Origin of the sequence: Streptomyces sp. NPDC028722 (assembly GCF_040637655.1) — a bacterium.
In the GTDB taxonomy this organism is placed as follows: domain Bacteria; phylum Actinomycetota; class Actinomycetes; order Streptomycetales; family Streptomycetaceae; genus Streptomyces.
The window spans coordinates 99,164-112,437 of record NZ_JBEZWU010000006.1 but is presented as its reverse complement, the minus strand read 5'-3'; the positions used below and the strand labels follow the sequence as shown (position 1 = coordinate 112,437).

9 protein-coding genes and 2 tRNA genes are annotated in these 13,274 nt (G+C 73.3%); 2 read left to right on the top strand and 9 right to left on the bottom strand.

What is annotated here, in order from left to right; genetic code table 11:
• Positions 1-15 precede the first annotated feature (15 nt).
• Positions 16-4,869 carry a PAS domain-containing protein gene (locus AB0F03_RS12020; RefSeq protein WP_361989981.1) on the bottom strand — a complete coding sequence of 1,618 codons (4,854 nt, stop codon included), beginning with the start codon at positions 4,867-4,869 and terminating at the stop codon, positions 16-18.
• A gap of 312 nt (positions 4,870-5,181) precedes the next feature.
• Positions 5,182-5,637 (bottom strand): SSI family serine proteinase inhibitor, encoded by a 456-nt coding sequence (locus AB0F03_RS12015; protein ID WP_361989383.1) that lies wholly within the window; start codon positions 5,635-5,637, stop codon positions 5,182-5,184.
• Positions 5,638-5,871: 234 nt separating this feature from the next.
• Here AB0F03_RS12015 and AB0F03_RS12010 point away from each other — a divergent pair.
• Positions 5,872-5,962 (top strand) — tRNA-Ser (locus AB0F03_RS12010).
• A 205-nt stretch (positions 5,963-6,167) separates the two neighbouring features.
• A tRNA-Arg gene (locus AB0F03_RS12005) sits at positions 6,168-6,240 on the top strand.
• Between the two features lie 81 nt (positions 6,241-6,321).
• Here the strand turns inward: AB0F03_RS12005 and AB0F03_RS12000 are convergent.
• The 7 genes from AB0F03_RS12000 to AB0F03_RS11970 form a co-directional block, all read right to left on the bottom strand.
• Positions 6,322-7,593 (bottom strand): site-specific integrase, encoded by a 1,272-nt coding sequence (locus AB0F03_RS12000; protein WP_361989380.1) that lies wholly within the window; start codon positions 7,591-7,593, stop codon positions 6,322-6,324.
• Entirely contained in the window at positions 7,593-7,796 is a 204-nt protein-coding gene (locus AB0F03_RS11995) for a helix-turn-helix domain-containing protein (RefSeq protein WP_361989378.1), read from the bottom strand. The genes AB0F03_RS12000 and AB0F03_RS11995 overlap by 1 nt, the downstream gene beginning before the upstream one ends.
• A gap of 176 nt (positions 7,797-7,972) precedes the next feature.
• A complete protein-coding gene (locus AB0F03_RS11990; protein ID WP_361989375.1) occupies positions 7,973-9,136 on the bottom strand; it encodes a DUF3631 domain-containing protein in 1,164 nt (387 codons plus the stop codon).
• The gene (locus AB0F03_RS11985) at positions 9,133-9,462 is read right to left on the bottom strand and encodes a hypothetical protein (RefSeq protein WP_361989372.1); all 330 of its coding nucleotides are present in this window, start codon (positions 9,460-9,462) and stop codon (positions 9,133-9,135) included. Before AB0F03_RS11985 ends, AB0F03_RS11990 begins: the two co-directional genes overlap by 4 nt.
• Positions 9,463-9,548: 86 nt before the next feature.
• Positions 9,549-10,466: a bifunctional DNA primase/polymerase gene (locus AB0F03_RS11980; protein ID WP_361989369.1), complete on the bottom strand. Its 918-nt coding sequence runs from the start codon at positions 10,464-10,466 to the stop codon at positions 9,549-9,551.
• Entirely contained in the window at positions 10,463-11,155 is a 693-nt protein-coding gene (locus AB0F03_RS11975; protein WP_361989366.1) for an SAM-dependent methyltransferase, read from the bottom strand. The genes AB0F03_RS11980 and AB0F03_RS11975 overlap by 4 nt, the downstream gene beginning before the upstream one ends.
• Positions 11,156-11,251: 96 nt before the next feature.
• On the bottom strand, positions 11,252-13,039 hold the full coding sequence (locus AB0F03_RS11970) for a MarR family transcriptional regulator (protein WP_361989363.1): 1,788 nt from the start codon (positions 13,037-13,039) through the stop codon (positions 11,252-11,254).
• Positions 13,040-13,274: the final 235 nt, after the last annotated feature.

Below are 13,274 nucleotides of genomic sequence, written 5' to 3'. Positions count from 1 at the left end.
GGCCGCCCCGCGCGGCTAGTTGGTTCCGATCCGCGCGAGCAGGTCGACGATCCTGCTCTGCACCTCGGTGCTGGTGGACCGCTCGGCGAGGAACAGCACCGTCTCGCCCGAGGCCAGCCGGGGCAGGTCGGCCTGGTCGACAGCGGCGGTGTAGACGACGAGCGGGGTGCGGTTGAGCTGCCCGTTCACCCGCAGCCAGTCGATGATCCCGGCGTGTCCGGCCCGCCGCCGGTGCACCTGCATCAGGTCCATCACCACCAGGTTCGGCCGGAACTGCCCCGCCAGCGTCACCGCGTCGTCGTCGCTCGCGGCCCGCGCCACCTGCATCCCGCGCCGCTCCAGCGTCGAGGTCAGGGCCAGCGCGATCTCCGCGTGCTCCTCGATGAGCAGCACCCGCGGCGGATGCTGCTCACTGTCCCGGGGGGCCAGTGCCTTCAGCAGGACGGCGGGATCAGCGCCGTACGCCGCCTCGCGCGTCGCCTGCCCGAGCCCGGCCGTCACCAGCACCGGCACCTCGGCCGCCACGGCGGCCTGCCGCAGCGACTGGAGCGCCGTACGCGTGATGGGCCCGGTGAGGGGATCCACGAACAGCGCGGCGGGGAAGGCCGCGATCTGCGCGTCCACCTCCTCGCGGGAGTGCACGATGACCGGCCGGTACCCGCGGTCGCTGAGCGCCTGCTGGGTCGTCACGTCCGGCGCGGGCCACACCAGCAGCCGGCGCGGGTTGTCCAGCGGCTCCGGGGGCAGCTCGTCGTCCAGCGGCTGCGGGCGTGGGGTGTCCGCCACTTCGACGGCCCCGCCCGGCCCGTCCAACGGCTCCGGCCCCTCGGCGGCGTCGGGCCCCGGCGCCCCTATGGCGTACGACCGTCCGATCCCCTCGGTCCCGGGGGCCGGCCGCGACGGGGGCAGGGGTGCCTGGCCGCCCAGCGACGGCTGGGCGGGCGCCGGTCCGGCCGACGGGTGCGGCCGGACCGCCTGCTCCGGCTGCGGTTCGGGACGGGCGGCCGGGTCGGGGGGCGTGCCCAGCCTGCGCCGCCGGCCCGAACCGCCCGGCGCGTGCGGCGGCGGCGTCGCCGTCGGCTGCTGCACCTGCGCGGCCTGCCGTGCGAACGGCACGCCCTGTCCGAGGGTGCGGACGCTGATCGCCCGTCCCTGCGTCGAGTCGGGGTCGACCGGCGCGCCGCCCGCGGCCTCCGCGGGCAACGGCTGCGCGGCCCGCTGCGGCTGTCCACCGGGCAGCGGGGTGCCGGGCAGCGGAGTACCGGGAGCGGGTGTCCCCGCACCGCCGGTGTCGCCGGCACCCGGCCACTGCCGGGGGGCACCGGGCGGCACGGGCCGGTCCTGCCCCGCCGCACCGGTCTCCGTGGGCGGCGGAAGGACACCCGGCGGCACGGCCGGGCTGCCGGCGGACGGCATCCCCGGCTGCCCGGCCGGCAGCTGTGCCGCCGGGGCCTGGGCGGGTCCGGCATGTCCGTGCCTGCCCTGGGCCGGTACGGCCGTGGTCTGCTGCCGGACCTGGCCGACGGACGCGGCCTGCGCGGCGGTGCCGTGGGCCGGGGCGGCCGACGGCTGTGCTCCCTGAGGCCCGGGCGCGGGCTGGCCGTGGGCCGTGCCCTGGGCGGGAACGACGGGCTGGGTGGCCGTGGCCGGCCGGCCCGGGGCGACGGCGCCGGGCCGGGTACCGGGGCCCGCCTGCGCGGCACCCGGAGCCGCGGCCTGCGGCTGCCCCGCGGACACGGCGGGACCGGCCTGGACCGGGATGCCCGCTCCGGCCGTACCCTGCGCGGGAACGCCGTGTCCCGGGTGCCCGGGAGCCGGCGGTACGGCCGTGCCGTGCGGGGCCTGGCCGGGAGTGACGGGCGCCGCCGGCACCTGCTGGCCGGGAGCGACCTGTCCGCGAGCCGACTGTCCGCGGACGGCCTGTCCCGGGACGGTCCCGGGTGCCACCGCCCCGGCGGTCCCGGCCGGCTGGGCCACCGCCCGGCGGCGCCGGCCGGTCGGGGCGCTGGTGGGATGCGGTTGCGGCGGGGTGTGGTCCTCGGACTGGTCGAGCGGGACGGCGTCGTGCCGGCCGTCGTCACCCGGGAAGCCCGGGGCGTCCGGGGCGCCCGGAACGCCCCTGACGGACACCGGCTGCTGCGCGGGCATCTGCACCTGGCCGGGCAACGGCCCGGCACCGGCGGCCTGCGGCGGATGCGGCTGTCCGGCGTCGGCACCCGGCGCCACCGGGGCCGCGGGAGCGGGGGGGACGTCCGCGGCCGGTTCCCCGGGAACACCGGCGCCCGCCACCACGGGCGCGACGGCGCCGGTGGCCGCTACCGGCATCACCGGGTCCGGACCCGTACCCGGAGCCACCGCGCCCACCGCGCCCATCGTGCCAGCCGCGTCGGCCGTGTCCGCGGAGTCGGGGGCCCGGTCGGCCTCGGCCGGGGGCAGGGCGAAGACCGCGCGCGGGTTGCCCACCGCCTCCTGGGCCGCGGCCCGTTCCGCCGCGGCGGCCAGCGCCCGCCGGCGCCGTCCGGTCGGCTGCCCGTCGTCGTCCCCGGCCATCTGCGCACCCTCGCCGGGAGCCACGCCCGCACCGTGCGCCGGCACCGCGTGCGACGCGCCGCCCGCCACGGGAAGGGCCGGCGGCAGGGCGGCCTGCGGGGCGCCGGAGTCATGGCGGGCACGCCGGCCCGTGGGCACGGGAACGCCCTGCGGCGGCACGGTGCCGCCGAGCCCCGTACCGGAGGCGGCGGCCCCCGCGGCATGCTCGGCCGCGGTCACCACGGCACCCTCGGCGGCCACGCTCTCGACCATGCCCGTGCCGCCGGCCTCGCCGGCAGGCGTACCGGCACCGGCACCGTCGCCGTCGTCGATGTCGGAGGGCCGGCCACGGCGTCGTCCGGTGCCGCCGGATCCGGCCTCCGGAACCTCCGCCGCCGGTACCGCGGGCGGCAGCGCGGCCGGTTCCCCGACGGGTGCGGCGGCCCGGCGCCGGCGTCGCCCGGTCGGCAGGGCGTCCGGGTCACCGGCGTCGACCGCGCCGGCCACGTCACTCTCCAGGAAGGCGTCCGTGGAGCCCCGGCGCGCCCGCCGCCGCCCGCCGCCGGCCCCCTGCTCATCCATGTTGTCGTCGTCGGCAGTCGCCTCGACCGTGGCGCCCGGCGTCCGCTCCGGAAGGGCTGTCTGCCGCGGGAGCGCCGCCTGGCCCGGGACAGCTGCCTGCCCCCCGAGTGCCGCCTGGCCCGGGACCCCGGCGGCCGCACCCGCGCCCCCCGTGACCGCACCCGCTCCGCCGCCGAGCGGCACCTCCAGCACGTACGCGCTGCCGCTCATCCCCGGCACCTCGTGCGTCTGGAGGACACCGCCGTGGGCGCGCACGATCCCGCGCACGATCGGCTCGTGCACCGGGTCTCCGCCGGCGTACGGCCCGCGCACCTCGATGCGGGCGACCTCTCCGCGCTGCGCTGCCGCCACGACGACCGTGTTGTCCAGATAGCCGCCCGCCGAGACGGGCGTGTTGCCCGTGGCGTCGACTCCGGCGACATCCGCCACCAGATGGGCGAGCGCGGTGGCGAGCCGCTGCGGGTCGACCTCCGCCTCGATGGGCGGCGCGTGGACGGCGAACTGCACCCGCCCCGGCCCGATCAGCTCGACGGCCCCGTCCACACCGGCGGCGACGACGGCGTCCAGCAGCACCTTCGTACGGGTGATGTCCTCGGCGCCCGTGTCCAGCCGCTGGTACCCGAGGACGTTGTCGATCAGCGTCGTGATGCGTGAGTAACCGGCCGACAGATGGTGAAGCACCTGGTTGGCCTCGGGCCACAGCTGCCCGGCGTCGTCGGCGGCCAGCGCGGCCAGTTCGCGGCGCAGCTCGTCGAGCGGCCCGCGCAGCGACTGCCCGAGCAGCGTGAGCAGTTGCTCGTGCCGGCCGGCCAGCGCCTCGTACCGGTCCTTCTCCCGCTCGGCGAGCGAGGCGTACCGCTCCTCGCCGGCCGCGACCTCCTCCGCGTGGCTCTCGCGCAGCTCCTCCAGCTCGGTGACGTGTTGCTGGCGCAGTGCGGTCAGGTCGGAGGCGTGCTCCTCGGAGAGCCGCTCCAGCTCCTCCGTGTGCGCCTTCTCCAGCGCGGCCTTCTCCTCCGAGAGGGAGTCGAACGGACGCCGGTCGGTGAAGGTCATCACGGCGCCGACGAGCTGGTCCCCGTCCCGCACCGGCGCGGTGGTCAGATCGACCGGCACCTTCCGGTCGCCCTTGGCCCACAGCGCCTGCCCGCGCACCCGGTGCTTGCGCCCGGAACGCAGGGTGTCGGCGAGCGGCGACTCCTCGAACGGGAACGGCGAGCCGTCGGCACGCGAGTGCAGCACCAGGGTGTGCAGCTCCTTGCCGCCCAGTTCACCGGCCCGGTATCCCAGTATCTGGGCGGCGGCCGGGTTGACGAGGACGATCCGCCCGTCGGTGTCGGTGCCGACGACGCCTTCCGACGCGGCCCGCAGGATCATCTCCGTCTGCCGCTGCGAGCGCGCAAGCTCCGCCTCGGTGTCGACGGTTCCGGACAGGTCCCGGACCACGAGCATGAGCAGCTCGTCACCGGTGTAGCCGTAACCGTCGTACGCCTGCTGCCCGTTCTCCAGGTTCGCGCTCGTGACCTCGACCGGGAACTCGTTCCCGTCGGTCCGCCGCGCGACCATCCGCGTCGGCTTCGTACGCCCGCGGGGATCCATGTGATCGGGCCGCCGCATCGAGCCGGGGATGAGCCGGGAGTCGAACTCCGGCAGCAGATCGAGCAGCCCGCGCCCGACGAGCGCGGTCCCCGGCGCCTCGAAGGCCTCCAACGCGATGGTGTTGGCGTTGACGACGGTTCCGTTCGCGTTGACCAGGACCAACGCGTCCGGCAGCGCGTCGAGTATGGCTGCGAGGCGAGCAGCGCCTCGGGATGGCCTGCTGCTCACGAGACGCCTTCCTCCCTGTTACCGCACCTTGCCGACCGCTCCGGCCATCTTGCCAACCGGCCCGCGACGTGTCACGCGAGGGAGTCTAAGCGCACGGGTCGCGCTCGCGGCGCCGGATGAGAGGGAGGTCCCACGAGGAAGTGACGCCGAACGTGTGACCGCATGCCCCGGCTCCCCGATCCCTCCCCCGGACCTTTACGGAACCACTGCGTCCGCCAAGCCCCTCGCGCGCCCTCCGCCCGCCGCCTACGCGCCGGCGCGTGGCAGCAGGGGCACCATCCGGTCCCACCGCCCGATCTGGCACCCGTCACCGCGGTCGTACGAGGCGTCGACCGGGCGTCCGGCCCAGACGCCGGTGACGTGGGCGGTGGCCGGGCCGCCGTAGAGCGCGGGGCAGACGGCGCCCGGGCCCACCGGCGCGAAGGGATCACGCCCCCACCGGGTACGCGCGTCGAGCACCCGGCAGGCCCCCGCCACGTCCGGGTGACGGCCGGCATCCGGGTGACAGGACACCTGGTACGTCCCGTCCCGCCCGGCTCCGGCGTGCCGGACCACGACGGTCAGGTGATCGCCCCGGTCCTCGGGCCGGACGGGCGGCGACACGGCGCCGGCCGCGGAGGCAGGTACGGCGGTGAGGAGCGGGAGGAGGGAGGCGGCACCGGCGAGACACGCCGGCAGCAGGCGCCGCCCGGCGGTCGACATAAGAGAGGTCATACCCCTCCAACGCCGAACCGCCCAGGACGTTGCGCGACCACCCCCGCCCGCCCTCGGATCTCCCCCGTCCGCCACTCCGATCTCCCCCGTCCGCCGCGCCGGGGGAAGCCCTTTGCCCTGCGGCCCGGCTGCCTAGTACCGTGGGGGGCGATTGGTGACAGGGCGCTCGCCTGTGTCATCATCTGCACGCACCGATCGCGCGCTCGCGTGAGCGGTTGTGCTGGAGGCGTCGCCTAGTCCGGTCTATGGCGCCGCACTGCTAATGCGGTTTGGGTCTTAAAGCCCATCGAGGGTTCAAATCCCTCCGCCTCCGCACCGATCCCGAAGCCCCGGTCCCCAGGACCGGGGCTTCGGGCGTTCCCCGCCCTTGCTCGCCCCCTCCGCCAGGAGCAACGTTTCCGCAGGTCACAAGGGGTATGGCGACCGGATTTCACATGACGGCGGCAGTCATGTAATGTTCTTCCTGTCGCCGCGAGCGGGCCGAAAGGGCCGGGAACGAAGACAAAACAAAAGAACAAGCACTCGTAGCTTAACGGATAGAGCATCTGACTACGGATCAGAAGGTTGCAGGTTCGAATCCTGCCGAGTGCACACAGCTCAGAAGCCCCGCCGGGTAATCCGGCGGGGCTTCTGACATCAGCGGGTGACATCAACGTGCCCGCGAGGAGATGTTCAGGCGGCCGTCTCGGCCTCCGCGTCGCCCCCGTCGTCGTCCAGCCCCAACGCGTCGTCCATTCGATCGGCGGCGGCCCGAAGCGTCGTCCCCATCACGTGCGCGTAGGTGTCCAGCGTCATCGTGATCGTGCTGTGCCCCAGCGTCTCCATGATGGTGCGGGCATCGACCCCCTGAGCCAGTAGCAGTGATGCGCAGGTGTGGCGCAGGTCGTGCACCCGTACCCGCCGCACCTTGGCGTCCCGGCACAGGATGGTGAGCATCCTGTTCAGCCCGCGCGGGTCGATCACCCTGCCGGTGGAGGTCGTGAAGACGAGCCCCGCCGGCTGTTCCTCGGCCGGCTTCCACTTGGGACCTGCGATCTTGCGCTCACGAACCTGCGCTTCACGGTGCTCTGTGAGCGCCTGCACGCACCGCCGGGGCAGGCAGACCGTGCGGATGGACCGCGCCGTCTTCGGCGTGCCGAAGATCAGCTCTCGCCGGATGCGCTGCACGTTCCGGCGAACCCGGAGGGTCCCGGCGTTCAGGTCCACGTCCGACCACGTCAGGCCCAGCACCTCCCCGCGACGCAGACCGGTGGAGACCAGCAGCAACCACAACACGTAGAGGCGGTGGGGCCGAGCCGTCTTGAGCAGCGCTTTGACCTCACCGGCGTCCAGCGGGCGAACCTCCTTGTGGTCGACGGTGGGCGTCTCCACGATCCGGGCCACGTTCCGCGCGATCAATTCCTCGCGGATGGCCTGCTGCAACGCGGACCGCAGTACGGCGTGCACGTACTGGACGGTACGTGCGGACGGGCGCCGCCCACAGCAGCGGCCGACCGCGCAGCACGTGCGCTTGTCCTCCGGGCGCTCCTTGTCCGCCCCCCGAAGGCAGCACAGGCACGCCGACTTGAACTCGGAGAGGAACCGACGCACGTCCGCCGGCGACAGCCGGTTCAGCCGCTTCTTACCGAGTGCGGGCCGGATGTAGAGCCGAGACAAACCCTCGTAGCTGTTCAGCGTCGCAGGCTTGAGCCGCTCCGGGGCGATCGTGGCGAGCCAGTACGTCAGGTAGTCCCCGAAGGCCATGGTGGACGATGCCGCAGGGATGCCCTGTCGAGTCTGCTCCTGCATCTCCGTGAGTTTGTCGGCGACTTCCTCACGAGTCTTCCCGTAGACGAACTTGCGGGTGCGGGTGCCGTCGGGTCGGTAGACGTACGCGGCAGCGTGGTAGCGGCCATCTTTCCGCTTGGTGATCGTTCCTTCACCATTGGCGCGACGCTTGGCCATCAGGCGGCTTCCTCCAGACGGTCGTTCATGTACTGACGGACGGCGGCCACGGGGATGCGCCGGCTTCGGCCTTCTGTGTAGGAGGGAAGTCGGCGAGAGCGGAGGAGGTCATAGACCTTGCTGCGGCTCATGCGCAGGTGGGTCATGACTTCCGCGACGGTCCATGCGGTCGGGACTTCGTCGTCGGGGACGAGAGTGAGCACGTCGAGACCTCCGTGACAGGGTGGGGCCTTCCGGCCCCCTGCTGAGAAGTCCGCTACATCCGCTACACCGCTACATCGCAGGTCAGCGGCGTTGTTTTTGTAGCGGAGGGACGGCGTGTAGCGGCTACGCATGCACTGTGGGGTCGTGGGCGTAGCCGCTACACGCTTCGGTGCCGCTACAGAGTTAGGGGCTCTGAGCTGGGCTGTAGCGGCGTAGCGGATGTAGCGGAGCCCTGGGGAGTGGGCGGGCAGTACCGCGCCCATGCGTCCGCCAGATCCTCCGTGTGGAAGCCCTTGAGGACTCCGCCGGCGGTGCGGATATTGCGGGACTTGATGGGGGTGAGGTCGGCAGTCATGTACTCGCCGAGCATCCGAGCCAAGCGCCGGTTGTCGAGCGGCTTGCCGTCGAGGTCGGCCCACGGGGCGTCATCGAGGGCATTGAGCCGGTCGAGGATGACGATGGTGGGCAGCTTGTCCACGCCGATCAGGACGTGGTCGCGTAGGTCGGTCAACAACCGGATACCGAGACTGCCCTTGTCGTTGGCCTTGGACGCGTTCACCAGGGACACGCACGCGGCGCGCGCCCGGTGGGGCCAATCTCCACCGGCAGCGTCCGCAATCGCAAGCAGCGGTTCCCACACATCGGCGGGCCGGTCCGTGACGCCTTCGGGCATGGTCGGCCACACGTTCATGACCTGCTCGCTGACCTGTTCTGCCCAGGTGGCGAGCCGGTCGCGCAGGGCGAACCCTTCCTTTTCGTGGATGCGGGTGCGGTAGGGCTCGATCTTCTCGTTGGGGGCCCTGCGGCGCATGCGGATGTTGACGGAGCGGTCCCGGATGGTGTCGGGCAGGTAGCCGAGTCCGGCCACGGCGACGGCGGCGTAGGAGTGGAATGCCTGCACGGTCTGGTTGGCGCCGTCTCCCACGCAGCGGAACATCGGCCGGTTGCGGCGGTGTCCTGCGTTGATGAATCCCCGGAGCTGCTCGTTCTCCCCGGCCTTGGGGCCGAAGATGGTGTCGATCTCATCGAAGAGGATCGTGGGCCGTTTGCCGTCGACCCCGGCCACCGCGCGGAAGAGCGCGGCGGCGGAGGCGTCGACAGCGGCCATCGGGTTGGGCACGAGCGTTTCCACGATCTCCAGCGCCCGCGACTTCCCGGACCCCGGCTCGGGCGACAGGAAGGCCAGTCGCGGGGTGGACTCGAAGCAGTCGAGCAGATGGGCGTGCGCGTCCCACAGGACCACGGCCACGTAGGCGGCCTCGTGCGGGAAGACGTTGAAGCGGCGGTGGAAAGCTTCCACCTCGTTGAGCAGCACGGCGCCGTCGATGCGGTCGGTCATGCGGCGTGCCTCCCTTCACACGGCGGGGTGAGCGCCCCGGCGCAGGCGGAGCGGTGGGCGTCGTACTCGGTGACCAGCGCGGCGACGGCGGCGGGTCCGGTGGCGGTGCCGGTCAGACCGCAGGTGCAGGCGTAAGCGGCGGTGGGCAGGGCGCCGGGGCGCATTGACCAGCGGGCGCCGTCGTAGTGGTGCCGGTAGACCGGCGGGGCGAAGATCCGGATACCGGGCGCGTCCGGGGTCGGGTCGGCCCCCGGCCGGACCTGGGACCGGTCCGGGAGAAGAGCAGTTACGACGCCCTGACGGGCGGCGCCTTTCGGCTCGCCCACGGCCACCGCTTCCACAGGCTGTGGGGCGGCGTTCGGGCCGGTGGGGGCGTTGGTGGGGCAATCCAGGGCGGGGGGAGTCGGCGCCGTCATGCCGCCTCCCGTGGGGTGGCGTGGGCGATGACCCAGTCCAGGGCGCTGCGGATCGTCGTGCGGCACTCGGCCGGCGGCAGGCCCGTAGACTCCCCCGCCCCCTGGATTGCCTCCTCCACCACGTGCCGGGGGATGTCGCCCCACGCCACGAACCGCGCCACCTTGCAGGCGCTGCGGTGAAGGGTGACGTTGCGACCGTTCGGGCCGCCCTCGGTCGCGGCGGCGATGACGGCGCACTCGCGTTCCAGCGCCACGCGTGCGGCACGGGTGCCGTCGTGCACCCGTACGGGGACCCGGGCGGCCCTGTCCGACTCGGTGAGCAACAGGGTGAGCCAGTCGGGCAGCTCGGCCACGGGCGCGTCGTGGGCGACTTCGTACGTGCCGTCAGGGGTGGTGCTGCCGGGGGCGACGACGTAACCGCCCCAGGCGCGGGTGTCGATGTGTGGTCCGAGACGGTCGACGCTGCACTTCAGCCGCACCCTGGGCGGGGCGGTGAAGTAGAGATGTTCACCGCGCGCGGTCCGCACCCGGTAGGTCTCGGGGAGTACCTGCCCGGCGCGCTCGCAGAGCGCCTGCAAGGAAGTGGCGCCGTCAGGCGCTCCTTTCGGCTCTTCTGCCTTGGCCGGGTCCAGGTCGATGACGAGCAGCCCGGCCGGGCCGGTCGCGATCCCGACGTTGTACGGACGGTGCGCCCACGCGGCACGGATCAGATCCGGGTCGGTGGTGGCCCGCTCTTCCGGGGTGCGGTGCCCGCCAGCGCACCGCCCGGTGCCGGGGCAGACGCGTTCGGCGTGCCCGACCGGCCGCTTGCTGCCGGGGTGAAGCGGGATGACGGGCCAGCCGCGTTCGGCCGCCGCGAGGGCGGACGCGAGCAGCGGCAGGCGTTCCAGATCCGCCGTAGGGATGCTGGTCATGCGGCCACCCCCAGCCCGGAGGCGAGCACGGCCAGGGCCGCGCGGCCAATGTGCTGCGCGTAGGCAGGCGGGATGCACTCGCGGATGCCGTCGCGGTTCATCCACGGCACCCCCAGCACCTTGCGGGCCAGGGGGACACCGGAGAAGTTGCCGACGAACTGCCCGTAGTGGCCCGGCGGGACGGGGCGGCCCATCTTCGCTTGCGGGACCAGGTGGGCGGGGTGGTCCGGCTGGGCAAGGGTGAAGCCTCCGCCGGTCTCGAAGAACCGGTGCCGGTAGTTGGCCAGACGGAACATCTGCCCGCACAGCATCACCGGAGCGCGCAGCTTGGGCACCGCGCCCCGCACGTTCTCCATCACCCAGGGACGCCCGGTCGTCTCCAGCGCCGCGCGGGTGGGGGCGATCAGGTCGGGGTGGTCGTTGGCCTGGATGCGCTGGCACTCGCTGTCGTGCTGGCATGGCGGGGAGGCGTGGATGAAGTCGAACTCGGCCCCGTGCTCCAGGACGAACGCGATGGCGTCGGCCTGGACGAACCGGTACGGGTAGCGGGGCTGGGGGTCCTTGTCGACGCCGGTCACGTCAAACCCGGTGTCGTCGTAGCCCTTGCTGGCGCCGCCCTGGCAGCAGTACAGGTCCAGTAAGCGCGGGCGCCGGGCGCGCACTCGCCGGAAGGCGGTCGGTTGGGTCATGCTGGGAGACCTCCACAAGTCTGTTGACGGTCTGGTGGAAGGCGGCGGCCCCGGTTCTTGGCGGAAGGGGGCCGCCGTCGTCGTTGTGCGGGTGGGTCAGGCGGCGGCGGACTCGTCGCCGCGCGTGGCGTTCAGTCGGCCGTCCACGGCGCGGACGACCATGCCGCCGGTGGTGAGGGTCTTGACGGCCTTGGACACGGCGCCCTTGGACAGGCCCGTGAGCGTGACCAGATCCTTCTGGGCGACCGGTTCGTCGGCGGTCTCGATGGCCTTCAGGACGCGGGCGACGGCGCCGTCCACGGTGGGCGCCGCCTCGGCCGTCGTGTCCTTGACGAGGGTGAGCGTCGGGGCGCCCGCGGCTTCCACCGTGGGAGTCACGCTGCGGGACCACGGCGTGCGGTCGGGCAGAGCGATGACGACGCTCTTGTCCATGTAGCGGACCTTGACGGGGTCGGGCTTGCGCCTGCCGTCCCGGATCAGCGCCACACCCGGTACCGGCAGCTCGTCCGCGTTCCAGCCCTTCGCCTGCGCGTCCTCCCCGAGGACGACGCGGGCCTCGGCCGGCGTGCGGACGGCGAGGCAGATGGAGACGCCGATCTGCGGGGCGATCTGCTTGGGGATGCCGTCGCCGATGGTGGGCTTCTGGGTCATCCACCACAGGTCGATGCACGCCGCGCGGCCCATCCGCGCCAGCGACTCCAGGCCCGGCAGCGCGGACCGGTTGACGGTGCGGGTCTTGCCGTCGCCGGTCTCGGTCTCGTAGGGGACCTTGTCGGCGGCGGTCATGACTTCGGCGCCCTCATCGACCACGATCGTGATGCGGGGCCGGTCCGCCGTGGGGGTCCAGGTGTCCTGGCCCTTGGGCAGGACGGAGAGCCGTTCCAGCATCTCCGTCTCCAGTTCATCGACCACGTCCACGACTTCGCGCGGGGTGGAGGCGACGCGGGCCCGGTGGTCCCACAGGCGGCCTTCCACGCGCTTGAGGTCGATGATGACGAGCGCGTTCGTCGCGCCCTCGGACGCGTCATACAGCAGCGGCCGGGATGCCACGCTCTTGCCCGCTCCGGACCGGCCGGCGATGAGCAGTCGTTCCCCGAGCGGCACGGTCACCTGATCGCCGGTGACGGTGTCGATGCCGAGCGAGCGGCGTTCGGGCGTCCACGTCAGGTCGTCGCCGTCGGCCGCGCTGCGGGTGCGCACGATGAGTTCGGCCCAGCCGCCCTGCTTGCCCGCCTTGATCTGCATGCGCAGGCTCGTGCGGGCCCCGAGCAGGGCGCGGATGTGGTCTTCTGCGGCGCGGAGCTTGGTCGCCGTCCACGTGCCGTCGAGGCGGACGGCGACGACGATGCCCGCCTCGGTCAGCTTCGGTCGGCCGGTCAGCGTGCCCGACAGACCCCGCTGTTCCGCGTGCTCCTTCCAGTGCTGCGGCTGCAACCGCTTCAGCAGCGCCGACTCCTCGGCGGTCGGCTTCAGACCTGTCGTGTCGCGCTCCCGCACCGCGATCCACACCGACAGGGCGGTGACGGCGGCCACCACGGCAACGGCCGACCACACCCACACGCGGGTGGAGACGTGCGGCAGCCACACGTACCCGGCGACACCGAGGGCGGCGGCGGTCTTGGTGGCGAACAGCCACATCGGGTCCGGGACGCGCCGCTTGGCGGTGCGCAGCTCGCGCTCCGCGCGGTGGCGCAGGGGGGTGACGCCTTCGGGGTCGATGGCGCGTGCGGTAGCCAGCGCGCGGCGGGCATCGCGCACGAGCGGCTTGCGTTCGGTGCGCAGAGCGGAGCGGCGCTCGGCTTCCTTGCGCCACCGGTCGGCGGTCCAGCGGGCGGCGGTGGCGGCGTACTGGCGGTGGGTGCGCCAGACTTGGGACTGACTCACGGTGTCCTCTTCTCAGGGGGTCGGTGGGTTGGTGGTGGCGGGCCCTGCGACGGCCCGTCACCACACATGCGTGTTACGCGGAGTGAGCAGGTTTCCGGTTTCCTGGTTTCCGACGGGGTCCCTACGCGTGCGCGCGCGAGGGCGGAAACTTCCGTCACCCTGCGTCGCTACGGGGTCTGTGGCGGCCGTACAGCCTTCCGGGGGTCAAACCCCACCCGGAAGGGGGCTCGGAGGC

Bases quoted from the DNA above. Each gene is read 5' to 3' on its own strand.
- AB0F03_RS11975 (WP_361989366.1), bottom strand. From the start codon at position 11,155: ATGACCCAACCGACCGCCTTCCGGCGAGTGCGCGCCCGGCGCCCGCGC.
- AB0F03_RS11980 (WP_361989369.1), bottom strand. From the start codon at position 10,466: ATGACCAGCATCCCTACGGCGGATCTGGAACGCCTGCCGCTGCTCGCG.
- AB0F03_RS12000 (WP_361989380.1), bottom strand. From the start codon at position 7,593: ATGGCCAAGCGTCGCGCCAATGGTGAAGGAACGATCACCAAGCGGAAA.
- AB0F03_RS12015 (WP_361989383.1), bottom strand. From the start codon at position 5,637: ATGTCGACCGCCGGGCGGCGCCTGCTGCCGGCGTGTCTCGCCGGTGCC.
- AB0F03_RS11990 (WP_361989375.1), bottom strand. From the start codon at position 9,136: ATGACCGACCGCATCGACGGCGCCGTGCTGCTCAACGAGGTGGAAGCT.